We start from the raw sequence: 22,638 nt of genomic DNA, 5'->3' as shown, positions 1-22,638 counted from the left end.
GGCGGCGTCTCCCGATCGTGCCCTCAATGCGTCGGCGTGGCGCCGCGCACCCAGCCCTGGGTGACCACCCAGCGGCCGTTCCGCACCTGCGACAGGCGCGCCGCATTGTTGCAGAGCCGGTTCTGCGGCGTGATGTTGCAGCCCTGGCTGTCGAACATGTCGCTGCCGAACTGCGTCGTCTCGATGGTGCGCAGGAAGCTGTCCACCGTCAGGTCGCGGCCGGTCTTTTCCGCGACCTGCGCGAACAGGTCACCGATGATCCAGCCATAGGCGGAGAACACCGTCGCATCCTCGCCGAACTTCGCCTTGTAGCGGGCGGCCCAGTCGCGGATCTGCGGGTTCGGATCATCCGGATAGGGGTGGGCGGTGGTGGTCACCGCGTAGAAGCCCTCGGCGACCGGTCCGCCCAGCGCCGGGATAAGGTGCGTATAGGCCGCGCTCGTCCCGACGAAGGTGACGGTGAGGCCGATCTTGCGCGCCTCCGCCAGCACGCCGACGGTCTCGCGGATGATCGTGCCCATCACCACGAGATCGCAGTTCGCGGCTTTCAGGCGGGCCACCTGCGAGGAGAACTCGGTCGCGCCGCGCTTATAGGTGGCGCGTTCGACGAAGGCCATGTTCATGGTCCTCAGCGCCGCCTCGCCGCCGCGCATCACCTCGAGGCCGAACTCGTCGTCCTGATAGACGGTGCAGACGCGGGTGGCCTTCTTCTCCTGGACGATGCTCGGCAGCATGGTCAGGAGCTGATCGTAATAGGCGGTGGCGAAGGCCATCTTCAGGCGGGTCGGCGGCAGGTACATTTCGCGCGCCGCGGTGACCGGCATGAAGTTCGGCACGTTGCGCTCGAACTGGACCGGCATCGCCGCCATGTTCTGCGCCGTGCCGATATGGCCGAGCATCATGAAGATGCGGTCGGAATTGACCAGCTTCTGGGTGGCGAGCAGCGCCTTGCGCGGGTCATAGCCGTTATCCTCGACGAGGAGGCGCACCTGACGGCCGTGAATGCCGCCGCGGGCGTTGAGCTCGTCGAAGAACATCTGCATGCCGTTGCGGGTCTGCTTGCCGAAGGCGGCGATCGGACCCGAAAGATCCTGGATCGTCCCGATGGTGATCTGGGTGTCGGTGATCCCCTGGGTCTGTGCCATCGCCGGGCCAGCAACGATGCCGGCGGCAAGGGCGAAACATGCGCTCAATCTGAGAGTCATGGTGTCCTCCATCTGGATGGGCCCGGTATGTCCGGAACCTTGTTTCTGGCCGGTCCCTGCCGGTCCTTGTGGCAGATGCTAGTACGGGACCGATGCCGGGCCTATAGGGGCCCTTACGCAGCGGAACTGCGGTACATGCCGGCGATCAGGTCGGCATATTTCTTCTGCACGAGATTGCGCTTCAGCTTCATGGTCGGCGTCAGCTCCTCGTCCTCTGCGGTGAGGCGCTGCTCGATCAGGCGGAAGGCCTTCACCTGCTCGACGCGGGCGAACTTCCTGTTCACCCGGTCCATCTCGCCCTGGATCAGGTCGAGCACGGCCTTGGCGCGGCACAGGCTCGCATAGTTCGAGAAGGGGATGTCGTGGTCCTGCGCGAACTTCTCGACATTCTCCTGGTCGATCATGATCAGGGCGGTGAGATAGGGCAGCTTGTCGCCGATGATCACCGCGTCGGTGACATAGGGTGAGAATTTCAGCTCGTTCTCAAGTTCGCTCGGCGTGATGTTCTTGCCGCCCGCCGTGATGATGATGTCCTTCATCCGGTCGGTGATGCGGAAGAAGCCTTCGTTGTCGACCGAGCCGACATCGCCGGTGTGCAGCCAGCCGTCGCGGATCGTCTCGGCGGTCTTCTCGGGCTGGTTGAGGTAGCCCTTGATGATGGTGGGGCCGCGCGCGAGGATTTCGCCGTGCTCGCCGATCCGCATCTCGATGGCGCTGGTGGGCCGGCCGATGGTCCCCGGCTTGACCTTGTCGATGGGCACGACGGAGCCGGCGCCCGAGGTTTCGGTCATGCCCCAGATTTCCAGCATCGGCACGCCGAGGGCGAAGTACCAGCGGATCAGATCCGGCGAGATGGGCGCCGCGCCCGTCGCGAGGAAGCGGCAGCGATGGATGCCGATGGCCTTGCGGATATTGTCGAGGGCGAGCCAGCGGCCGAGCTTCATCTTCAGCCGGAGCGCGGCCGGCACCGGCTTGCCGTCGATGGCGAGGTCGGCGGCCTGCCGCCCTTGCGCGATCGCCCAGCCATAGATCGCGCGCTGCAGCGGCGTCGCCTCGGCGAGGCGAATGGTGACGCCCGAATAGAACTTCTCCCAGATGCGCGGCACCGCGAAGAAGATGGTCGGCGCGATCTCGCGGACATTGTCCGGCACGGTCTCGGGATTCTCGACGAAGTTCAGCGTCGCGCCGGAATAGAGCGCGAGGAACTGGCCGCCGACCCGCTCGGCCACGTGGCAGAGCGGCAGGAAGGCCATGCGCTGGTCGTCCTCGTTCTGGCGGATCGATTCCGAGGCGATCACCTCGATGGCCGAGAGGATGTTGCGATGGGTGATCATCGCGCCTTTCGGCTTGCCGGTGGTGCCGGAGGTGTAGACGAGGATGGCGAGGTCGTCGGGTCCGCGCGCGTCGCGTCGCCGCTCCCATTCGCCGGGATTGCGGGCATCCTCCTCGCGGCCAAGCTTGCGCAGGTCGTCGAGGGTCATGACCTGCTCGTCGGAGAAGCGGGTCAGGCCCTCCGTCTCCATGACGATGATCTTGTCGAGCAGCGGCAGGCGCGCGCGCACCTCGAGAATCTTGTCGAGCTGCTCCTCATCCTCGACGAAGACGAAGCGCGAGCCGGAATCGCTCATCAGATACTCGCACTGACCCGGCGCGTCGGTCGGATAGATGCCGTTCGAGACGCCGCCCGCGCCGATCACGGCATAGTCGGCATAGGTCCATTCCTGCCGCGTATTGGCGAGAATCGAGGCGGTGTCGCCGGGCTTCAGGCCGAGCGCCACGAGGCCCATGCCGATTTCGCGCACGGCGCGGCCCATCTCCGCCCATGTCGTCTCCTGCCAGATGCCGAACTCCTTCTGCCGCACGGCGACTCTGGTCTCGCGCAAGGCTACCGCCGCGTCGAAGACGCGCGCGATGGTGTCGCCCCTGGGGATGGTCGGGAGCCGGATGTCCTGGTTCGGCCAGATGTCGAGAAGGCCCATCATCACCTCCACATCTTCTTCTTCTTCCAGCGCCGCTGGCCGCGCACGCCGACATCCTTCTGGCCGAGATAGAACTCCTTCACGTCGTCCTTCTCGGCGAGTTCGGCGGCGGGGCCTTCCATGACGATGCGGCCGAGCTCCAGAATGTAGCCGATATCGGCCGTCGCCAGCGCCAGCGCGGCGTTCTGCTCGACGAGGAGGATGGTCACGCCGCGCTCGCGGTTGATCCGCCTGACGATGGCGAAAATCTCCTGCGTCAGTTTCGGCGACAGGCCGAGCGAGGGCTCATCGAGCAGCAGGAGATCGGGATTCGCCATCAGCGCGCGCGAGATCGACAGCATCTGCTGCTGGCCGCCTGAGAGAAGGCCGGCTTCCTGATCCGCGCGTTCCTTCAGGATCGGGAAATAGCTCTCGACCAGCTCGATGTCGCGCGCCACCTGATCGCGATCCGAGCGCGTATAGGCGCCCATCATCAGGTTGTTGCGCACCGACAGCAGCGGGAAGACCTCGCGGCCTTCGGGCGCCTGGCTGATGCCGCGCCGAACGATGTCGGCGGGGTCGCGCCGCTCGATGGCCTCGCCCTTGAAGGCGATCGAGCCCTTCTGCGGATCGAGTATGCCCGAGATGGTCTTGAGGATCGTCGTCTTACCGGCGCCGTTCGCGCCCAGCACCGTGACGATGGCGCCCTTGGGAACCTTGAGCGACACGCCGCGGATCGCCTTCACCGCGCCGTAGGCGGCCTCGACATTGGCGAGCGTCAGGATCGGCTCGTTCGGCATCGGCTCGCTCATGACGCCTTCTCCAGCGGCGCCATGCCGGGACCGGCCGGCGTGCCGATATAGGCTTCGACCACGGCGGGGTGGCGTTGCACCTCGGCTGGCGCGCCCATGGCGAGGATGCGGCCCTGGTTCATCGCCAGAACCCGGTCGGAGACGCGCGAGACCAGCGTCATGTCGTGCTCGACCATGATGACGGTGATGCCGAGATCCTTGGTGATGTCCTCGATCCAGAAGGCCATGTCCTCGGTTTCCTCGACATTGAGGCCGGAGGAGGGCTCGTCCAGCAGCAGCAGCTTCGGCCGCGTGCACAGGGCCCGGCCGAGCTCGACGACCTTGCGCGCGCCATAGGGCAGGCCGGCGACCATGGAGTCGCGGTGGACGGCGAGATCGAGCAGGTCGATCACCTCCTCCACCTTCTCGCGCAAGGCGACCTCGGCCCGCTTCACCGAGGGCAGGAACAGCGCCTCGGCGACGGGGTTCGTCGCGCGATGGACATGCGCGCCGATCAGCAGGTTCTGCAGCACGGTCGCATGCTCGAACAGCTCGATGTTCTGGAAGGTGCGGGCGATGCCAAGTTTGGCGATGCGATGCGCGGGAACCTCCGTGATGTCCTCGCCTTCCAGCACCACGCGGCCGGCGCTCGGGTCGTAGATGCGGCTGATGATGTTGAAGACCGTCGTCTTGCCGGCGCCGTTCGGTCCGATGATGGTGAAGACCTCGCCCTTGTCGACGGTGAAGCTGACGCCGTCGACGGCCTTCAGCCCGCCGAACTGGACGGAGATTCCTTCGGCCTGGAAGAAGGGCGCGCTCATTTCAGCCGGTCCGATTTCTGGAACGCCTTCTGCCGGCGGAACATGCCCTGCCGGTAGAAGGGGAAGAGGTCGAAATAGGTCCGCGTCTTCAGCCAGGCGCCGTAGATGCCGAGCGGTTCGAACAGCACGACCAGCACGAGGACGAGGCCGAATATGGTCGGCTGCAGGCCGGTCGCCTCGGAGAGGAACAGCGGCAGGAACGGCTTCACCGCATTGATCGCCTGCGGCAGGGCGATGAGGAAGATCGCGCCATAGACCGCGCCGTGGATCGAGCCGAGCCCGCCGATCACCACCATCATGATCAGTTCGATCGACTGGACGACGGTGAACTGGTCCGGCGACAGGAAGCGGATGTTGTGGGCGTAGAGCGCGCCCGCCACCCCCGCGAAGGCCGCCGAGATGGCGAAGGACATGGTCTTGTAGACGGCGAGGTTGACGCCCATCGACTGGGCGGAAATCTCGGAGTCGCGGATGGCGACGAAGGCGCGCCCCGTCGGCGAGCGCAGGAGGTTGATGAGGATCAGCCCCGCCGCCACCGCGAAGGCGAAGGCGAGATAGTAGAAGGCCGGGCCGTCGGCGAAGCGCATGCCGAACAGGTTGATCGGTGGCACCATCAGGCCGGCATTGCCGCCGGTGATCGGCTCGGCGCGCGCGATGATCTCCTCGATGATCGTGCCGAAGGCGAGCGTGGCGATGCCGAGATAGAGGCCCTTCACCCTGAGCGCCGGCAGGCCGACGATGATTCCGACGATGGCGGCGAACAGGCCGGACAGCGGCACCGAGACGAGGAACGGCACGCCGGCTGTCGCCAGAACCGCTTCCGTGTAGGCGCCGACGGCGAGGAAGGCGGCGTGGCCGAGCGACAGCTGGCCGGTGAAGCCGGCGAGCAGCATCAGGCCGAAGGCGACGATGGAATAGATGAAGATCTGGCTGAGCTGCGTCAGCACATAGGACGAGACGACGAAGGGCGCGGCCATGAGGACGAGGCCGAGGACGGCGTACCAGAAGACCTGGCCGCCATGCTGGAAGAGGTTGATGTCCTGCTCGTAGCGGGTCTTGAAGATGAAGCGCATGGCGTCACACCTTCTTCGCAAGCCGTTCGCCGAACAGGCCGTTCGGCTTGAAGACCAGCATGGCCAGCACGACGATGAAGGGCGCCGCGTCCTTGAAACCCTCGATCAGGTAGAAGCCGGCGAGCTGCTCGACGACGCCGATGATCAGGCCCCCGACAATGGCGCCGGGCAGCGAGGTGAAGCCGCCGATGACGGCCGCCGGGAAGGCCTTGATGCCGATCAGGCCCATATTGGCGTGGATGAAGGTGAGCGGCGCGAGCAGGATGCCGGCGATTGCGGCGACGGCGGCGGCGATGGCCCAGACGAGGCTGGAGAGCCGCTTCACGGGGATGCCCATGTAATAGGCCGCGAGCTGGTTCTGGCTCATGGCCTGCATCGCGACGCCGACCTTGGTGTAGCGGAACAGCGCCGCCAGCAGCGCGCAGAGCACGATGGTCGTGACGATGATGACGATGTGCTCGGCCGAGATGACGAGGCCGCCGACGCGGAACACCTCACCCCGGAACGGCACGGGCAGGGTGTGCGTGTCGGTGCCGACCACCGGCAGCATGGTGATGAGGCCGCGCGACATGTAGCCGATGCCGATGGTGACCATGACGATGGACACCGCCGACTGGCCGAGGATCGGGCGCAGCACCACGCGCTCCAGCCCGAAGCCGACGATGGCGGTGGCGATCATAGCCGCGACCAGCGCCAGCCAATAGGGCAGGCCGAGCACGGTCGAGGCGAAGAGACCGGCGAAGGCGCCGATCATCAACAGCTCGCCCTGTGCGAAATTGACCGTTTCTGTCGCCTTGTAGATCAGCACGAATCCGAGCGCGATCAGGCCGTAGATGCAGCCCTGCGCAAGCCCGCTGATGACGAGCTGGATGAATTGCAAGCCGGGTCTCCCCTTGTCGGCATTCCCCAAGGCACTTTTCTGGTCGGCCGGTATTCCGGCTCGGCAGGCACTTCGAAAGGCAGGCACTTCGAAAGGCAGGCAATTCAGAAAGGCGTCAGGCGATCTTCAGGATCGCGCGTGCCTCCGCGGGGCTGGCGATGGATCGTCCGGCGGCTCGCGCCGTCGCGGCGATCTCCGCGATCAACTGCCCGTTGGAGGTCACCTTCTCCCCGTCGGCCTTGTAGAACGTGTCTTCGAGGCCGGTCCTCAGATGTCCGCCGAGTTCAGCACAACGGCGGTGCAGAGGCCAGATGTTGGCGCGGCCGATGGCGGTCACCTGCCAGTTGGAATCCGGGGCCTTCAGCTTCAGCAGGATCGGCAGCAGGTCCGGGTCCGCCGGCATGCCGGATTCGACGCCCATGACGAAGTTGTACTGCAGCGGCCCGCCATAGAGCCCGGCGCGCCGGAACATCTCGACGCAGCGGACGATGCCGGTGTCGAAGCACTCGAACTCGGGCAGCGAACGGGACGCGATCATCACGTCGAGATAGGCCTTCACCTTCTCGACCGGATTGTCGAACAGGTGCGGCGGCCAGGCCCACGAGCCGTCCGACTTCACCTTGAGATAGTTGAGCGAACCGGCATTGCAGGCCGCGACCTCCGGCTTCGTCCGCGCGATGCAGTCGAGCGCGCCCTGATAGTTCGGACCGACCACGCCGGACGTGTGATTGATGATGACGCCCGGGCAGGCCGCGCGGATCGCCGCCTGCACCTCCGCCGAGAGGGCCGGGTCCCAGGAGGGCAAGTGGCCCTTGCCCTCGCCCTGCTGGCGCAGGTGGATATGCATCATCGCCGCGCCCGCCTCGAAGGCGCGTTTGGCCTCGGCCGCCATCTCGGCCGGCGTCACCGGCACGGCGTGCTGCTTCGGATCGGTCAGGACGCCGTTGAGGGCGCAGGTGATGATGACCTTGTCGCTCATGGGGCTGATCGTTCCAGCCTCGCCGGTGTTCGTCTTGCGTTGAGCCGCTACTGTATCGACGCCGTTAGATCTGACGCGTCATGGCCGAGCTTGTCCCGGCCATCCACGACCTGAACACCGCGCTCAATGAGAATTCGTGGATGCCCAGGCCAAGCCCGGGCATGACGGCGAGGGAGTGCGACTGCGTGCTACCGCCCAGTCCAGACCGGCTTGCGCTTTTCCTGGAACGCCGCGATGCCCTCCTTCGCATCCTCGGTCGCGGCGGTCAGCGCGATCTGCCCCTCGGTGTAGGCGATGGCTTCGTCGAAGCTCATGGCGTGGATGGCGCGCATCGCATATTTGCCGCGCCGGATGGCGGCCGGCGACTTGTCGGTGATGCGGCCGATCAGCCAGTCGACCTTGGCGTCGAGCCCGCCCGCCGGCGCGACGTGGTTGATCAGGCCGGCGGCCTTCGCTTCCTCGGCCGTGAAGGGCTCGCCGGTGAGGCACCACTCGGCGACGAGACGGCGCGGCACGGTGAGCTGGAGAAGGCTCAGCACCTGCATCGGGAAGACGCCGACCTTCACCTCCGGCAGGCCGAATACGGCATTGTCGGCGGCGACCGCCATGTCGGTCATGCACAGGAGCCCCATGCCGCCGGCCATGCAGGTGCCGTTGACCCTGGCGATGGACGGTTTGGTGGCGTTCTGGGTCAGGCGCAGGAGGTCGGCATAATCGCTGTTGGGTTTGGAGAAGTCCTGGAACGCGCCCTGTCCGCGTCCGAGATCGGCGCCGGCGCAGAAGGCCTTGTCTCCGGCGCCGGTCAGCACGATGACGCGGATGTCGTTGTCCTCGTGCGCCGCCCGCCAGCCCGCCGCGATGCCGGCGATGACCTCGGCGTTCATGGCGTTGCGCTTGTCGGGCCGGTTGATGGTGACGGTCAGGACGTGGCCGGATTTGGCGGTCAGGACGTCGGACATGGCGTGTCTCCGCTCAGGCGGTCTTCTCGATGGCGGCCATCAGACGGCCGGTTGTGACCTGTTCGCCGGGCGTGACGGCGATCTCGACCAGCCTGCCTGCGACAGGGGCGGCGTGCACGTGCTCCATCTTCATCGCCTCCAGCGTCACCAGCGGCTGGCCCGCCGCCACGTCCTCGCCAATAGCCGCGTGGACGGCGACGATACGGCCGTTCATGGCCGCGACAAGCCTGCCATCGCTGCCGTCGCTCCCCGCCGGCTTGGTCGCAGCGCGCGTGAGGTCGCGAACGTGGATCTGGTCCGCACCGCGCTGGATGAAGAGATCAGCTCCCACGCGGTGGAACGGCACGTCCAGCGCCAGCGCGCCGAGGCGCAGCCTGAGGCCGGCCGCCGATATCGCTTCGACGATGACGGTGGTCCGCTGATCGCCGGCATCGATCCGATAGCCGCCGTCCCGGTCGCGGTGGATCGCCACTTCGGATTTTGTCCCGCCGATCTCCACGAGCATGGGCACCGGCAGCGGCGGGCCGACATGGCGCGCGCGGGCGCGGTGTCGTGGCGCGCTGTCGGCCACGAACAGGATGAGCGCCGCCAGCGCGGCATCGGGCAATATCGCCGATGGCCGCGACGCGAGCGCCTCGCCATGCGCGCCGACAAAGGCCGTGGTCGCCTCGCCGGCCGCGAAGGCCTCGTGTTCCAGCACCCGCTTCAGGAAGCCTTGATTGGTCGCGACGCCGAGCGCGGTGGCGCGGGCCAGTCCTTCCGCGAGCATCAGCCGCGCCGCGTCCCGCGTCGGCCCGTGCGCGATGAGCTTGGCGACCATGGAATCGTAGAAGGGCGGCACCTCGGCGCCATCGGCCATGGCGGTCTCGACGCGCAGCATCTCCGGCATCGCCCATGCGCCGAACCGGCCCGATTGCGGCATGAAGTCGTGGGCCGGGTCCTCCGCGCAGAGCCGGACCTCGATGGCGTGGCCCGCGAAGCGCAGTTCGTGCTGGGCGAGCGGCAGGGCCTCGCCCGCGGCCACGCGAAGTTGCCACTCCACGAGATCGAGCCCGGTAATCGCCTCCGTCACCGGATGCTCCACCTGCAGGCGGGTGTTCATCTCCATGAAGTAGAAGCCGCCGTCGCGGTCGAGCAGGAATTCGAGCGTGCCGGCGCCCTCGTAGCCGAGCGCCTGCACCGCCTTGACGGAGACCTCGCCCATGCGCGCGCGCAGTGCATCCGAGACAGCGGGCGAGGGTGCTTCCTCGACCAGCTTCTGGTGGCGGCGCTGGACCGAGCAGTCGCGCTCGCCGAGATGCAGCGCATTGCCGTGGCAGTCGCCGAAGACCTGGATCTCGATATGGCGCGGCGAGACGACGGCCTTTTCGATCAGCACGGTCGCGTCGGCGAAGGCGTTCTTCGCCTCCGATTGCGCACTCGCGAGCAGGGCCGGCAGGCTCGCCGCATCGGCCACGAGGCGCATGCCGCGCCCGCCGCCGCCGGCCACGGCCTTGATCATCACGGGAAAGCCGATCGTCTGGGCTTCGGCTGCGAACCGCGCCTCGCTCTGGTCGTCGCCCTGATAGCCGGGCACGACCGGCACGCCCGCCGCCTGCATGAAAGCCTTGGCGCGCGCCTTGTCGCCCATGGCCTCGATGGATTCAGGCGAGGGGCCGATGAAGACGAGCCCGGCCTCGCGGCAGGCATTCGCAAAGGCGGCGTTTTCGGCGAGGAAGCCGTAGCCGGGATGGACAGCATCGGCGCCGGAAGCTTTGGCGGCGTCGATGATGGCGGGGATGTCGAGGTAGGATTCGGCGGGCAAGGGGCCGCCGATCAGCACCGCGCGGTCGGCGAAGCGAACATGGGCGGAGGTCGTGTCGGCGCTGGAATGGACGGCGACCGTGCCATAGCCCATGCGGCGGGCGGTGCGCATGACCCGCAGGGCGATCTCGCCGCGATTGGCGACGAGTACGGTGCGGAAGGGAGTGGCGGTCGTCCTGGTGGCGGTCATGGTCACGGCCTCGCCACCGAGAACTGCATCGGCACGGGCTTGCGCCTTTCCGCCTCGCGGCAGGCGGCGAGCGTCTCGGCCAGCACGGCGCGGGTGTCGCGCGGATCGATCACGCCGTCGTCGAGCAGGCGTGCCGACGTCGTGAACACGTCCATCTGGCTCTCGAACAGTTCGGTGATCTGAGCCTTCATCGCGCCGATCTGTTCCTCGTCGGCTGGCCTGCCACGCCGGGCGGCGCCGGCGCGCGCGACGATGGCCATGGTCTCGGACGCCTGTTCGGCGCCCATGACGGCGGTGCGTGCATTCGGCCAGGAGAAGCAGAAGCGCGGATTGAAGCCGCGTCCGCACATGCCGTAATTGCCCGCGCCGTAGGACGCCCCGCAATAGAGCGTGATCTGCGGCACGGTGGCGTTGGTCACCGCCTGGATCATCTTGGAGCCGTGCTTGATCATGCCGGCTTCCTCATAGGCGCGGCCGACCATGAAACCGGTCGTGTTGTTGAGGTAGATGATCGGCGTCTTCGACTGGCAGCAGGCCTGAATGAAGTGCGTCGCCTTGTTGGCGCCGGCGGGGTCGAGCGGACCGTTATTGGTGATGATGCCGACGGGGTGGCCCTCGATGGCGGCATGGCCGCAGACGGTCGCCGGGCCGTAGGTTTCGCCAAAGGCGAGGAAGTTGGAGCCATCGACGATGCGGGCGATCACCTCGCGCATGTCGACCGGCCGCTTCAGGTCCGCCGGCATGATGCCGAGGAGGTCTTCCGCGTCATATCGCGGCTCCTCGAAATCGGGAGCCGGATAGGGCGGCACGTCCCTGTCCCAGCCGAGCCCCGCGACGATCTCGCGCGCTATGCGCAGCGCGTCGCGGTCGTCCTCGGCCATGTAGTCGCCGAGGCCCGAAATGGTCGTGTGCATCTCGGCGCCGCCGAGCTCTTCCTCGGTTGCGACCTCCCCTGTCGCGGCCTTCAGCAGCGGCGGGCCAGCGAGGAAGGCGCGCGTGCGTCCGCGCACCATGACGATGTAGTCGGAGAGACCGGTCTGATAGGCGCCGCCAGCCGTCGAGGAGCCATGCGTCACGGTGATGACCGGCAGGCCGGCGGCCGAAAGGCGCGCGAGATTGCGGAAGGTCGTGCCGCCGTGAATGAAGTGCTCGACACGGTAGCGCAAGAGGTTGGCGCCGGCGCTCTCGACCAGCTGGATATAGGGCAGGCGGTTCTCCAGCGCGATCTCCTGGCCGCGCAGCTTCTTCTCAAGGCCCATCGACTGGAGCGCGCCGGCATCGATGCCGGCGTCCGAGGCCGAGACGTAGCAGCGCACGCCCGAGACGAAACCGATGCCGGAAATGACGCCGCTGCCCGGCACGCTCTTGTCCGGGTCTTTCGTATCCATCTGGTAGCCGGACAGCGTGGCAAGCTCGATGAACGGCGCTCCGGGATCGAGCAGCAGGGCGATGCGCTCGCGCGGCAGCAGCTGGCCGCGCTCGTGGAAGCGCGGCCCGGCGGCGGCGGAAGCGGCGCGGGCTCGGCCCTCCAGACCGCGCACCTTCTCCAGCAGGCCGAGCATATGCGTGCGGTTTGCCTGGAAGGCCTCGCTCGCGGCGGAGATGCGGGTGTCGATGACGGCCATAGTCTCAGAAGCTCTCGCGGCGACACTGCGCCGGTGTTCCGCGAGACTGTCGGCGGGCCGCCGCGCCGTCTTGCGCGGAGTGGCTGATGGCGGGCTACCCCGCCTTGGCCGTCGGGAAGATCGGCGGAATGCCCTGCGCATCAGCCGCCTTCTGCTGGGCGGCCAGCGCGCGCTTGAAGCCGTCGCGCGCCTTCAGCCGCGCCCAGTAGGCGGCCGTCTGCGGCTGGAACTCCTTCGACAGGCCCAGCACTTCGGCCAGCATCAGCGCATAGCCGATGGTGACGTCGGCGGCCGTGAAACGACCGGCCGCCAGCCATTCATTGGCGAGAAGGTGGGCATCCAGCATGCGCAGTCGGCCGAGGAACCATTTGGCGTAGTCCTCGGCGACCTGCGGCTGGCGGCGCTCCGGCGGCTCGAAGCGCGCATAGCGCAGCACCAGCGTCTGCGGGAAGGTCAGCGTCGCGTCGCTATGATGCAGCCAGTTGAGCCAGAGGCCGAAATCCTTCTCGTCGGGCGTGACGGCAAGGGGCGTCGGGCCGTGCTTGATGGTGAGGTATTCGCAGATCGCGGCGGACTCGCTCATGCGCGTCTCGCCGTCGATCAGGAAGGGCACGGTGCCGAGCACGTTGATCTCGAAATACTCCTTCGCCGCGGCGCGCGGCGGGAAGGGCAGCACCTTCAGATCGTAGGGAAGCTGCATCTCCTCCAGCAGCCAGAGTGGCCGGAACGAGCGGGCGGAGAGGCAGTGATAGAGGGTGATCATCGGTTGCTCATGCCGGGCAGCGTGCCCATGGCCTTGGAGATGATGGACAGCATCACCTCGTCGGCGCCGCCGGCGATCGAGGTGAGGCGCGAGTCGCGGTAGTAGCGGGTGACGGGCGTCTCGTTCATGTAGCCCATGCCGCCCCAGTACTGCATGCAGCTGTCGCCGACCTCGCGGCCGAGCCGCCCGGCCTTGAGCTTCGCCATCGAGGCGAGCGTGGTCATGTCCTCGCCCGCGACAAGCTGCTCGGCGGCCCGATAGACGAGGGAGCGCAGCAGCTCCACTTCGGTCTTGAGTTCCGCAAGGCGGAAATGAACCACCTGATTGTCCAGGATCGAGCGGCCGAACGCCTTGCGGCCGCTCGTATACTCGATGGTCTGGTCGATGATCCGCTCGGCCGGCTTCAGCTTGGCCGCCGCCCCCCACAGCCGCTCCTCCTGGAACTGCATCATCTGGTAGGTGAAGCCCTTGCCCTCCTCGCCGACGCGGTTCTTCTTCGGCACGCGCACCTCGTCGAAGAAGATCTGCGCGGTGTCCGAGGAGCGCATGCCGAGCTTGTCGAGCGTGCGCGCGACGGTGACGCCCTTCTCCTTCATCGGCACGCAGATCAGCGACTTGTTGCGATGGACCGGGCCCTCGCCGGTATTGGCGAGGAGGCAGATCCAGTCGGCCTGCGCGCCGTTGGTGATCCACATCTTGCCGCCGGAAATGACGTAGTCGTCCCCGTCGGAGCGGGCGGTCGTCTTGACCGAGGCGACGTCGGAGCCCGCGCCCGGCTCCGAGACGCCGATGCAGGCGACATAGTCCCCGCTGATCGCGGGGGCGAGGAACTCGCGCCTGAGTTCGTCCGAGCCGAAACGGGCGAGCGCCGGCGTCGCCATGTCCGTCTGCACGCCGATGCCCATGGGCACGCCGCCGCAGGTGATGCCGCCGAGCTCCTCCGCCATCAGGATCGCGTAGGAATAATCGAGCCCCATGCCGCCATACTCGACCGGCTTGTTGAGGCCGAGAAGCCCGAGATCGCCCATCTTCTTGAACAGGTCGTGCGCGGGGAAGCGTCCGGCTTCCTCCCAGGCGTCGACGTTCGGGTTCACCTCGCTGGCGATGAATTTCTGGAGCGTCCGGCGGACCTCCTCGTGCTCGGCGGTGAACAGCATGGCGGATTCCGTCTGGTGATGGGGGCCTGCCGGCAAGGCTAGGGCCGACGCGGTCCCGTCTTCTTGCGTGAACTGGTCATGCCTCGGCGGGGTCGTTGCGGAAGATTTCGAGACGCCGGGAGCCGGAGAAGATCGCGCGCGGCTGGAGCCCGTAGAAGCGCCGGATCGAATGGGAGAAATGGGTCGAGTCCGGGTAGCCGATATCGAGGGCGAGATGCGCCATGTTGATCGTGGCGTTGGCGTAGTTGAGCAGGTGCCGCGCCCGCTTCCAGGCCCGCACGGCGCGGAAGGCGAACCCCGTCTCCTGCTTGAACAGATGCAGGAAGCGCGAGACCGACAGGTTCACTTCCCCTGCGCAGTCCGAGGCGGTCAGCGCGTCGCCGGGGCGGGCGTGCAGCATGGCGACGACGCGGGCGATGCGCGGGTCGATGTCGCGGCGCGCGAGCGGCGCGCCGAGCGCCACCCGGTCGAAGGCCTCCGTGGTCATCTCGTGCTTCAGGGGCGTCGCGCGGAGCGTCGCATAGGCGTCGCGGATGCGGCCGGCGAGGCGGGCTTCGTCGGTCGCGAGGGCCTCGGCCTGCAATTGCGCGAGCGCCGCCGCGTCCACCGTCTCCGGCTCGATCAGGATGCCGATGGCGTGCGGGTGTTCGCTCTCGATCGTATGCTCGGCATAGGCGGGCAGCACCGCGGCCTCGACCCATCGGCTCGGCTGTCCGGAGACCGTCAGGCACAGGCGGCCTTCCATCGAGGCGAAGAGGACGAAGGAACCGAGGGTGCGGCGTCGCGGCCGGCCGAGCAACCCGGCGTAGAAGACGCGGTCAGGGCCAACCAGCATGAACCGTTCGGAACAGGCGCCTGCCCCATCCATCGCGTTCTCCCCAAGCCGCATTCGACGGCCGTTTTTCTTGTCGTTTCACGCCACTATAGGCGTTGGCGCGTTGCACGCCAGCGTGCCGAACGGCCACGGGAGGCCCGTATGGCGGGCGTCGATCCGAAGGGGCTCCCGACTAGACGAAAGTTGACACGGGTGGCAGCCATGCGGGCAGGGCATTGCTGATTTGCCCCGGCATCAGGCTTATGGCCCCTCCGCTGAACTGTGCCGGGAATCCGGCTTTTCGCTTCTGAGGAGGAGCCCCGATGAAACGCCGCAATTTCCTGGCCGCTTCCACCGCCGGCCTCGCTGCTGCCGCTGTCGCCGCGCCGGCCGTCGCCCAGTCCGCGCCCGAGGTGAAGTGGCGCCTGACCTCGTCCTTCCCGAAGTCGCTCGACACCATCTTCGGCGCCGCGGACACCATCTCCAAGCAGGTCGCGGAGATGACCGACAACAAGTTCCAGATCCAGGTCTTCGCCGCCGGTGAGATCGTTCCCGGCCTGCAGGCCCTCGACGCGGTGTCGAATGCCACCGTCGAGATGTGCCACACCTGCTCGTACTATTATGTCGGCAAGGACCCGACCTTCGCGATCGGCACGGCCGTTCCCTTCGGCCTCAATGCCCGCCAGATGAACGCCTGGCTGATCCAGGGCGGCGGCAACGAGCTGTTCAACGAGTTCTACAAGAAGTTCAACATCCACGCGATCCCGGCCGGCAACACGGGCGCCCAGATGGGCGGCTGGTTCCGCAAGGAGATCAAGACCGTTGCCGATCTCAGCGGCCTGAAGATGCGCATCGCCGGCATCACCGGCCAGGTGATGGCGAAGCTCGGCGTCGTGCCGCAGCAGGTCGCCGGCGGCGACATCTACCCGGCTCTGGAAAAGGGCACGATCGACGCGGCGGAGTGGGTCGGCCCCTACGACGACGAGAAGCTCGGCTTCAACAAGGTCGCGCCGTTCTACTACTATCCCGGCTGGTGGGAGGGTGGCCCGACGGTTCACGCCTTCATCAACTCGGAGAAGTGGAACGCCCTGCCGAAGACCTATCAGGCGGCCCTGACCAATGCCTGCGCCAGCGCCAACCAGGTCATGCCGGCCAAGTACGACCTGCAGAACCCGGCCGCCCTGCGCCGCCTGGTGGCCGCCGGCACGCAGCTCCGCCCCTTCCCGCAGGAGGTGATGGAAGCCGCGTTCAACGCGACCAACGAGCTCTATGCCGAGATCTCCGCGAAGAACGCCGACTTCAAGAAGATCATCGAGTCCATGCAGGCGAGCCGCAACGAGCAGTATCTCTGGTGGCAGGTCGCCGAGTTCACCTACGACGCCTTCATGATCCGCGCCCGCGCCCGCGCGACGCGCTGATCGGAACTTCAGTTCCACGGGTGGAGGGCCGCGCGACGAGCGCGGCCCTTTGCTTTTGGGGCCTCCGCAAGGGGTGCGACAGCGGAAGGGAGCCCTGCCGGAAAAACGGGGCTCGGCTCTGGCTTTTTGTCCCGGAATGGTGGCAGGTTCTGCGCCCCATCTCCGAATTCGGCATGATCGGGGCCATAAAGCGCGTTTGGAGGACGAAGGCGATGTCGAACAACCTGAAATTCTACATCAACGGCGAGTGGGTTGCGCCGACCGGCAGCGCGACCATCGACGTGATCGACCCGTCCACCGAGGAGGCTTTCGCCACCATCGCGCTCGGCACCGAGGCCGACGTGGACAAGGCGGTGAAGGCCGCGCGCGAAGCCTTCAAGACCTTCTCGCAGACCACCAAGGAAGAGCGCCTCGCGCTGATGCGCAAGGTCGCCGAGGCCTACAAGGCGCGCTATGCCGACATCGCCGATGCGCTGTCGAAGGAGATGGGCGCACCGAAGAAGCTCGCGCACACGGCGCAGGCCGGCATGGGCACGGCCCATCTCGCCAAGATGATCGAGACGCTCGAGAACTTCGAGTTCGAGGAATTGCGCGGCTCGACCCTGATCGCCAAGGAGGCGATCGGCGTCGTCGGCATGATCACGCCGTGGAACTGGCCGATCAACCAGATCATGTGCAAGGTCGCCCCGGCGCTTGCCGCCGGCTGCACCATGGTCCTGAAGCCGTCCGAAGTGGCGCCGATCAACGCCATCATCTTCGCCGAGGTCATGCATGCCGCCGGCGTGCCGAAGGGCGTGTTCAACCTCGTCAACGGCGATGGGCCGACCGTGGGCGAGGCGATTGCCCGCCATCCCGGCGTCGACATGGTCTCGTTCACCGGCTCGACCCGCGCCGGCATCCTCGTCGCCAAGGCGGCGGCCGATACCGTCAAGCGCGTCCATCAGGAGCTCGGCGGCAAGTCGGCCAACATCATCCTGCCCGATGCCGACCTCGCCAAGGCGGTGAAGCTCGGCGTCGAGGGCATGATGCGCAATTCCGGCCAGTCCTGTAACGCTCCGACCCGCATGTTCGTGCCGGCCGACAGGCACGACGAAGCCAAGCAGGTCGCCAAGGAGACCGCCGAGAAGCTGAAGGTCGGTTCGCCGACGCTCGACGACACCTGGATGGGTCCGGTGGTCAGCGAGATTCAGTACAACAAGATCCAGAAGCTGATCGAGGCGGGGATCAAGGAAGGCGCGGAGCTCGTCACCGGCGGTCCCGGCCGCCCGGAGGAGCTGAACCGCGGCTACTACGTGCGCCCGACCGTCTTCGCCGGCGTCACCGACGACATGACCATCGCGCGCGAGGAAATCTTCGGGCCGGTGCTGTCGATCCTGCCCTACAAGAGCGAGGACGAGATCGTCGACCGCGCCAACGACACGCCCTACGGGCTTGCCTCCTACGTGCAGTCGGGCTCCATCGACAAGGCGCGCAAGCTCGCCTCGAAGATGCGGTCGGGCAACGTCTACATCAACTATCCCGCCTGGGACGGCGGCGCGCCCTTCGGCGGCTACAAGCAGTCCGGCAACGGCCGCGAATATGCCGATTTCGGCCTCGAGGAATTCCTCGAGATCAAGGGCACGGTCGGCTACGGCGCCGCCTGAGCCTTTCGCCCTGAGAGTATCTGATTCCGGGCGGCCTCGTGCCGCCCGGTTTCGTTTCGGGGTGCCTCAGACAGTCTCGCCCGCGATGGTCCACAGCCTGTCGATGTCGAGATGAGCCGCGAGGTGGTCGGCGAAGCGGTCAAGCACCGCGTCGACCATGGCCTCATAGGCGAGGTTGCTGGTCTCCGCACCCAGTGCCGACAGGAACGCCCGGCGCATGCCGTCATCTGCAAACAGGCCGTGGACATAGGTTCCCGCGACCCGGCCATCCGCCGAGACCGCGCCGTCGCCTCGTCCGTCCGACAGCATTGCGAAGGGCCGCGCACAGTCCTCGCCCGTCGTGACGCCGAGATGCATCTCATAGCCGGAGAAGGCCGCGCCGCCGGCCGTGCCCGTCACCGCGACGAGGCTCTTGTCGCCGGTCAGCACGGTATCGGCGGCGATGAGGCCGAGGCCCGGTACCGTGCGCGCTGCCCCCTCGATGCCGTTGGGGTCCGCGATGGTCCGCCCAAGCATCTGGTAGCCGCCGCAAATGCCGAGCACCCGCCCGCCGCGCCTGACATGAGCGGCGATGTCGATGTCCCAGCCCTGCTCACGCAGGAACAGAAGGTCGTCAATGGTGGTCTTCGACCCCGGCAGCAGCACCAGCGCCGCCTCGGCCGGAAGCGGCTGGCCGGCCTCGATGAGCCGCACCTCCACGCCGGCCTCGGCCTTGAGCGGGTCGAGATCGTCGAAATTGGCGATGCGCGGCATGACCGGCACGGCGATCACCGGGCTCCCCGCGCGCGCTTCGCCGAACCCGGCCCTGAGGCCGAGAATGTCCTCGGCCGGCAGGCGCGCGGCGTCGGGGAAATGCGGCACAAGTCCGATGGCGGTCCAGCCGGTGCGTTCGGCAACGAAATGCATGCCATCCGCGAACAGCGCGGGATCACCCCGGAAGCGGTTGACGATGAAGCCGTGGACCAAAGCCGCATCCTCCGGCGAAATCACCGCCTTCGTGCCGACGAGGCTCGCAATCACGCCGCCCCTGTCGATGTCGCCGACGAGCACGACCGGCACGCGCGCGGCTTCGGCAAAGCCCATATTGGCGATGTCGCGCGCGCGCAGATTGACCTCCGAGGCCGAGCCGGCGCCTTCGACCAGCATCAGATCGGCTTCTGCCGAAAGGCGCGCGTAGGAATCGAGCACCGCTTCCAAGAGGCGCGGCTTCCAGTCCTGAAATTCCCGCGCTTTCGCCGCGCCGACCCGCTTGCCCTGCACGATGACCTGCGAGCCAACCTCGCTCTGCGGCTTCAGGAGCACCGGGTTCATGTGAACGCTGGGCGCGATACCCGCCGCGCGCGCCTGCAGCGCCTGTGCCCGGCCGATCTCGCCGCCATCGGCGGTCACCGCCGCGTTGTTGGACATGTTCTGCGGCTTGAACGGCCGGACCTTCAGGCCGCGCCGCGCGAACAGGCGCGCCAGCCCCGCCACCAGCAGCGACTTGCCGACGTCGGAGCCGGTGCCCTGGATCATCAGGCGGCGCGTCATGATCTAGAACTCGATGCCCTTCTGCGCCTTCACCCCGGCGGCGAAATGGTGCTTCACCTGCCCCATCTCGGTGACGAGGTCGGCGGCCTCGATCAGTTCCGGCTTGGCGTTCCGCCCCGTCACGACGACATGCAGGCCGTCTCGCCGGTTCTTCAGCGTCTCCACGACCTCCGCCAGCGGCAGGTAGTCGTAGCGCAGCGCGATGTTCATTTCGTCCAGCACGAGGAGGCCGATGGTCGGGTCGGCCATCAGTTCCTTCGCCTTGTCGAAGGCGCGCGTGGCGGCGGCGATGTCGCGGGCCTTGTCCTGCGTCTCCCAGGTGAAACCCTCGCCCATGGAATGCCAGGCGATGCGCTCGCCGAAAGCCTCCAGCGCGCGTCGCTCGCCGGTGTCCCATGCGCCCTTGATGAACTGCACGACGCCGACGCGCCAGCCATGGCCGAGCGCCCTGAGGATCAGCCCGAAGGCCGCCGTCGACTTGCCCTTGCCCGGCCCCGTATTGACGATCAGCAGGCCCTTCTCGAGGGTTTTCGAGGCGACCTCGGCGTCCTGCACCGCCTTGCGCTTCTCCATCTTGGCCTTGTGGCGCGCGGCCTCGTCGGTTTCCGTCGTCATCGCCGCCTCACTTCACCCGCATCGGGATTCCCGCGACCACCAGAACCACGCGGTCCGCGATGGCCGCAAGCTCCTGATGCAGCCGCCCGGCCTCGTCGCGGAACCGGCGCGCCAGCGCGTTCTCCGGTACGATGCCGAAGCCGACCTCGTTCGACACCAGCACCAGCGGGCCGGCCGCGCGCCGGCAGGCATCGACAAGACCGGCGCGCTCAGTGGTCATGTCACGTTCCGCCAGCATGACATTGGTCAGCCAGAGCGTCAGGCAATCCACCAGGACGGGCGTGTTGCCATGGGCCGATATCGTTGCGGCAAGCTCCAGCGGCGCGTCCACCGTGCGCCAGCTGTCGCTGCGCCGCGCCCTGTGCTCGGCGATGCGCGCGCGCATCTCGTCGTCCCATCCCTGCGCCGTCGCGACATAGGTCCACGGGGCCGTTTCGGCCTCGATCAGCGCTTCGGCGTGGCGGCTCTTGCCGGAGCGCGCGCCGCCGAGGACGAGGGTCATGCGGGGAAGGGGCAAGGGGTCTGGTCCGGCTTCGGTCGAAGGGCATCCATTGCAAATGCCGGCGCGGGCCGATAGTCCTACGGGCGACGGTGCCGCCTTCAAGGGCGGTGAAAAGGGAACATGGTGAGACACCATGGCTGCCCCCGCAACTGTAAGCGGTGATCCGCGCGCCACACGCCACTGGGCGGCAAGACCCGGGAAGGCGGCGCACGGAGAAGACCCGCGAGCCAGGAGACCTGCCGTCAACAGTGCTTCTCATGGGCCCATCGGACGGGGTGTTCCGCTGGCGGCTGTGTCCGGGTGATTCCCGGCTCCGTCCTTGGGAGCTTCGCCGGCATCTCGCCGGCCGTGACCGACGGAGAAGGCCCATGACGTGCTTGCGCGGCACTCGGACCCACACGTGGCGGATGCGGTGAGCCGCGCGCCATGACGACAGCCACCCAACCCGCTCCCGCCACCGGGCCGACCGCCGAACCCCCCGGGGCGATCCGCCTGATGGTCTGCACCACCTGTCGCGCGTCGGGCGCTGATCCCGACGCGCCGCGTCCGGGCGCGCGCCTCCATGCCGCGCTTGAGGATGCCATCGCCGCCGATCCCGCGCTCGCGCACCTGTCCGTCGAGCCGGTCGAATGCCTGTCGGTCTGCAAGCGGCCCTGCACGGTCGCTATCTCGGGGCCGGACCGCTGGACCTATGTCTATGGCGACCTCGACCCCGACACGGCCGCAGCCACGCTGATCGGCTTCGCCGGCCAGTATCGCGCCACCGGCGACGGCATCGTCACCTGGCGCGAGCGCCCCGACATCATCCGCAAGGGCGTCGTCGCCCGCATTCCCCCGCTTCGCTGACCGAGACCGCCATGACCGCCGCAAGCACCTCTCTTTCGAAAGTTCCCTGCACCATCGTCACCGGCTTCCTCGGCGCGGGGAAGACCACTCTCGTCCGTCACCTGCTGCAGAATGCCGGCGGGCGGCGCATCGCCGTGCTCGTCAACGAGTTCGGCGATCTCGGCTTCGACGGCTCCTTCATCGCCGGCTGCGGCATCGAGGGCTGCACGGCGGAGGACATCGTCGAACTGCCCAACGGCTGCATCTGCTGCACGGTGGCCGACGACTTCGTGCCGGCGCTGGAGAAGCTCCTGAACCGGCCGAATCCGCCAGAGCATATCCTGATCGAGACTTCCGGCCTCGCCTTGCCGAAGCCGCTGGTCAGCGCCTTCAACTGGCCGGCCATCCGCGCGCGTGTCACGGTCGACGGCGTCATCGCCGTGGTCGACGGCCCGGCTGTGGCCGATGGCACCTTCGCCGACGATCCGGAGGCGCTCGCCGCGCAGCGCGCCGACGATGTCGCGGTCGATCACGACAACCCGCTGGAGGAGGTGTTCGAGGACCAGATCCTCTGCGCCGACCTGATCCTGCTCAACAAGTCGGATGCCATCGACCTCGACACCCGCAACCGGGTGAAGCACGAGATCAACCAGCACCTGCCCAAGGCGATCAAGATCGTCGAGACGGCGCATGGCGCGGTCGAACCCGCTCTGGTCATCGGCCTTGGCGCGGCGGCGGAGGCCGATCTCGCCGCGCGCCCCTCGCATCACGAGAGCGAGGCAGACCACGACCATGACGATTTCGACAGCGAGGCCTTCCCGCTGCCGAAGGTGGCCGCTCCCGAGGAGCTTGCCGCGCGCGTCGCCAAGGCGGCGGAAGCCGCCGGCGTGCTGCGCCTGAAGGGCTTCTCGGCGGTGGGCGACAAGCCGATGCGCCTCGTCGTGCAGGGCGTCGGCCGGCGCGTCTCGCACCATTACGACCGCGCCTGGACACCGGGCGAGGACCGCGCCGGCCGGCTGGTCGTGATCGGCCTCAAGGGCTTCGACCGCGACGCGGTTGCCGCCGCGCTCGTCGGCTGAGGGAGACG

General features: G+C 67.5%; 20 protein-coding genes and 1 riboswitch. Of the genes, 4 read left to right on the top strand and 16 right to left on the bottom strand.

The window, feature by feature from the left end:
* Nucleotides 1-23 precede the first annotated feature (23 nt).
* From JNK84_RS16080 to JNK84_RS16020, 13 genes are all read right to left on the bottom strand, one after another.
* The gene (locus tag JNK84_RS16080; RefSeq protein WP_293425620.1) at nt 24-1,205 is read right to left on the bottom strand and encodes an ABC transporter substrate-binding protein; all 1,182 of its coding nucleotides are present in this window, start codon (nt 1,203-1,205) and stop codon (nt 24-26) included.
* 113 nt (nt 1,206-1,318) lie between these two features.
* Complete coding sequence (locus JNK84_RS16075; protein ID WP_293425619.1) at nt 1,319-3,184, bottom strand: AMP-dependent synthetase/ligase; 1,866 nt, start codon at nt 3,182-3,184, stop codon at nt 1,319-1,321.
* A gap of 2 nt (nt 3,185-3,186) precedes the next feature.
* Complete coding sequence (locus tag JNK84_RS16070) at nt 3,187-3,975, bottom strand: ABC transporter ATP-binding protein (protein ID WP_293425617.1); 789 nt, start codon at nt 3,973-3,975, stop codon at nt 3,187-3,189.
* Entirely contained in the window at nt 3,972-4,775 is an 804-nt protein-coding gene (locus JNK84_RS16065; RefSeq protein ID WP_293425615.1) for an ABC transporter ATP-binding protein, read from the bottom strand. The genes JNK84_RS16070 and JNK84_RS16065 overlap by 4 nt, the downstream gene beginning before the upstream one ends.
* Complete coding sequence (locus tag JNK84_RS16060) at nt 4,772-5,848, bottom strand: branched-chain amino acid ABC transporter permease (RefSeq protein ID WP_293425613.1); 1,077 nt, start codon at nt 5,846-5,848, stop codon at nt 4,772-4,774. The genes JNK84_RS16065 and JNK84_RS16060 overlap by 4 nt, the downstream gene beginning before the upstream one ends.
* A gap of 4 nt (nt 5,849-5,852) precedes the next feature.
* On the bottom strand, nt 5,853-6,728 hold the full coding sequence (locus JNK84_RS16055; protein WP_293425611.1) for a branched-chain amino acid ABC transporter permease: 876 nt from the start codon (nt 6,726-6,728) through the stop codon (nt 5,853-5,855).
* A 115-nt stretch (nt 6,729-6,843) separates the two neighbouring features.
* Entirely contained in the window at nt 6,844-7,707 is an 864-nt protein-coding gene (locus tag JNK84_RS16050; protein WP_293425609.1) for a 3-keto-5-aminohexanoate cleavage protein, read from the bottom strand.
* Between the two features lie 188 nt (nt 7,708-7,895).
* Nucleotides 7,896-8,666, bottom strand: a complete 771-nt coding sequence (locus tag JNK84_RS16045; RefSeq protein ID WP_293425608.1) for an enoyl-CoA hydratase/isomerase family protein — start codon at nt 8,664-8,666, stop codon at nt 7,896-7,898.
* A 13-nt stretch (nt 8,667-8,679) separates the two neighbouring features.
* Nucleotides 8,680-10,659 (bottom strand): acetyl/propionyl/methylcrotonyl-CoA carboxylase subunit alpha, encoded by a 1,980-nt coding sequence (locus JNK84_RS16040; protein WP_293425606.1) that lies wholly within the window; start codon nt 10,657-10,659, stop codon nt 8,680-8,682.
* A 2-nt stretch (nt 10,660-10,661) separates the two neighbouring features.
* Complete coding sequence (locus JNK84_RS16035; protein WP_293425604.1) at nt 10,662-12,284, bottom strand: acyl-CoA carboxylase subunit beta; 1,623 nt, start codon at nt 12,282-12,284, stop codon at nt 10,662-10,664.
* 94 nt (nt 12,285-12,378) lie between these two features.
* Complete coding sequence (locus JNK84_RS16030; protein WP_293425602.1) at nt 12,379-13,047, bottom strand: glutathione S-transferase family protein; 669 nt, start codon at nt 13,045-13,047, stop codon at nt 12,379-12,381.
* Complete coding sequence (locus JNK84_RS16025; protein WP_293425600.1) at nt 13,044-14,204, bottom strand: acyl-CoA dehydrogenase family protein; 1,161 nt, start codon at nt 14,202-14,204, stop codon at nt 13,044-13,046. The genes JNK84_RS16030 and JNK84_RS16025 overlap by 4 nt, the downstream gene beginning before the upstream one ends.
* Before the next feature lie 76 nt (nt 14,205-14,280).
* Nucleotides 14,281-15,072, bottom strand: coding sequence for an AraC family transcriptional regulator (locus tag JNK84_RS16020; RefSeq protein ID WP_293425598.1), 792 nt, complete (start codon nt 15,070-15,072; stop codon nt 14,281-14,283).
* A gap of 269 nt (nt 15,073-15,341) precedes the next feature.
* Between JNK84_RS16020 and JNK84_RS16015 the strand changes: the two genes are divergently transcribed.
* Together JNK84_RS16015 and JNK84_RS16010 are read left to right on the top strand one after the other, a co-directional pair.
* On the top strand, nt 15,342-16,436 hold the full coding sequence (locus JNK84_RS16015) for a TRAP transporter substrate-binding protein (protein WP_293425596.1): 1,095 nt from the start codon (nt 15,342-15,344) through the stop codon (nt 16,434-16,436).
* Nucleotides 16,437-16,648: 212 nt separating this feature from the next.
* Nucleotides 16,649-18,079, top strand: a complete 1,431-nt coding sequence (locus JNK84_RS16010) for an aldehyde dehydrogenase family protein (RefSeq protein ID WP_293425594.1) — start codon at nt 16,649-16,651, stop codon at nt 18,077-18,079.
* A gap of 66 nt (nt 18,080-18,145) precedes the next feature.
* On the opposite strand, the gene JNK84_RS16005 is transcribed toward JNK84_RS16010, so the two are convergent.
* From JNK84_RS16005 to cobU, 3 genes are read right to left on the bottom strand one after another with little or no spacing between them, the layout of a single operon-like run.
* Nucleotides 18,146-19,609, bottom strand: a complete 1,464-nt coding sequence (locus JNK84_RS16005) for a cobyric acid synthase (protein WP_293425592.1) — start codon at nt 19,607-19,609, stop codon at nt 18,146-18,148.
* Between the two features lie 3 nt (nt 19,610-19,612).
* Entirely contained in the window at nt 19,613-20,224 is a 612-nt protein-coding gene (gene cobO / locus JNK84_RS16000) for a cob(I)yrinic acid a,c-diamide adenosyltransferase (protein WP_293425590.1), read from the bottom strand.
* Between the two features lie 7 nt (nt 20,225-20,231).
* Nucleotides 20,232-20,726, bottom strand: coding sequence for a bifunctional adenosylcobinamide kinase/adenosylcobinamide-phosphate guanylyltransferase (cobU, locus tag JNK84_RS15995; RefSeq protein WP_293425923.1), 495 nt, complete (start codon nt 20,724-20,726; stop codon nt 20,232-20,234).
* A 70-nt stretch (nt 20,727-20,796) separates the two neighbouring features.
* A riboswitch (cobalamin riboswitch) is annotated at nt 20,797-20,984 on the top strand.
* A 168-nt stretch (nt 20,985-21,152) separates the two neighbouring features.
* On the opposite strand from cobU, the gene JNK84_RS15990 reads away from it, so the two are divergent.
* Entirely contained in the window at nt 21,153-21,572 is a 420-nt protein-coding gene (locus tag JNK84_RS15990; RefSeq protein ID WP_293425589.1) for a DUF1636 domain-containing protein, read from the top strand.
* An 11-nt stretch (nt 21,573-21,583) separates the two neighbouring features.
* Nucleotides 21,584-22,630, top strand: coding sequence for a cobalamin biosynthesis protein CobW (gene cobW / locus JNK84_RS15985; RefSeq protein WP_293425587.1), 1,047 nt, complete (start codon nt 21,584-21,586; stop codon nt 22,628-22,630).
* The last annotated feature ends 8 nt before the right edge of the window (nt 22,631-22,638 follow it).

The sequence above is a fragment of the Phreatobacter sp. genome (genome assembly GCF_016793595.1).
Taxonomy (GTDB): Bacteria; Pseudomonadota; Alphaproteobacteria; order Rhizobiales; family Phreatobacteraceae; genus Phreatobacter.
The sequence above is the reverse complement of the archived record's forward strand: the minus strand, read 5'-3'. Positions and strand labels throughout refer to the sequence as shown.